The 1479-nt window shown below is 47.6% G+C and carries 2 protein-coding genes; both read left to right on the top strand.

The window, feature by feature from the left end; genetic code table 11:
* Positions 1-231: hypothetical protein (locus HWQ67_RS18330; protein WP_218254138.1), on the top strand; the 231-nt coding region annotated here is incomplete at its 5' end.
* Between the two features lie 580 nt (positions 232-811).
* Entirely contained in the window at positions 812-1159 is a 348-nt protein-coding gene (locus HWQ67_RS18325) for an H-NS family nucleoid-associated regulatory protein (protein WP_218254137.1), read from the top strand.
* The last annotated feature ends 320 nt before the right edge of the window (positions 1160-1479 follow it).

Raw genomic sequence — 1479 nt, 5'->3', positions numbered from 1 at the left:
CAGTGCAAACAGATGGCAGCGGTTCAACAAAAAATCATCGCCGCAACCTGTGCCCCGACAATACAACCGGACCAGCCACAAACGATATGGGGCAACATTTTTTCATACCCCTCACACAGTGCCGGCAAGCAAAACAGCGCAGCCCTGATCCCATACATTGACGGACAAACCAACCCAACGAGTGCGAAGATGAGAAGATTAGCAAAAGCCGAACAAAGCTGCTTTATTTGAAAAGCTGCCTCCTCCCGTTTTAAGGATACCCACAATCATCGATGGGATATTTTAAAAGCAGATTTGAGACCATTGCCCTGTTGTAAAGGTTTCATGCCGTTGCAGCAAAATCCCTGCAAAAAACAAGGCCTGTGCAGGAAGGTATGCACACATGCACGCCAATATGGATAAAAAAGATCGCTATTGACAAATTGTAACAAACACATATCAACCTGCTGATTTTTAAAACTATTTATCTGAATCTTAACAAGAGCATCTCTCTCCTTGCCGGTCACTCTTCTTTGTTTTTTACAGCAACCCATAAATAAAATTTGATATGGTCTGAGAGTTGTATTATGTTGTTCGCGACCGTCCTTCATGTTTTTATTGTGCAATGATTAAAAGAGAGCCTGGCCCTTCTGGAGATGGGGGGGGGAGGTATGAGACAGCATGGCATTCCGTTTTAAGTCGTTTCTTTTGACACTTGAAAGCAAAATACGGTGGAAAACGCCATGTCCTGTTTGTTTTGATGTGTTGGTATTACCCGTTTACACAATGTCCATACAAGGAGAATCCCATGGCTAAGGAGAAAAAAACAGAGATGGATCATCAAACAATCCAGTCGACCATGTTGTCGCTGCCCTTGGAGGCTTTGGTTCTGCTCAAGTCCGATGTGGACGCACTCATCAAACAGCGGCAGAGAGAACGCAAAAAAGATCTTTACAACAAAATGCTGGCCATGGTTCAGGATGCCGGATTCGACTCTGTTGAGGCCTTCGTCTCCTCCCAGGGCAGAAGCCCCAGGAGCGACAAGGGAGTCCGCCTGCCACCCAGATACCAAAACCCTCACAACGCCAAGCAGACCTGGTCCGGGAAAGGGCGTAAGCCTGGTTGGGTGGTGGAACATCTGGCCAACGGTGGCCAGATAGAGGCCTTGGCTATTGCCTGATTGGACAGCAGATTACAAGAGGTTGCCACTCCAAAGATGATGATGGTTTACCCTGGCGGGGGGCTGGGAACACGTATCCCCGCCAGGAGAGATCACTGCCATAATATCCCGTCTCTTTTCCCCGATCCTCAACAAGACAAAAACTATTGCGGGCAAGGGGTGATCCTGTTTTAATGGTCCGATGGTGGGTGTTTCATGCATCAAGCCGTTTGCAGGAGAGAGTAATGCCGCATTTTGATAATCGCATTTCCATGGGTGAGGCACGAGATCTGCTGAACCGATTGGAATTGCTGACACTCTATCACGATGAGTGGGTCTCC

The sequence above is a fragment of the Candidatus Magnetobacterium casense genome, assembly GCF_019173545.1.
Taxonomy (GTDB): Bacteria; Nitrospirota; Thermodesulfovibrionia; order Thermodesulfovibrionales; family Magnetobacteriaceae; genus Magnetobacterium; species Magnetobacterium cryptolimnobacter.
The sequence above is the reverse complement of the archived record's forward strand: the minus strand, read 5'-3'. Positions and strand labels throughout refer to the sequence as shown.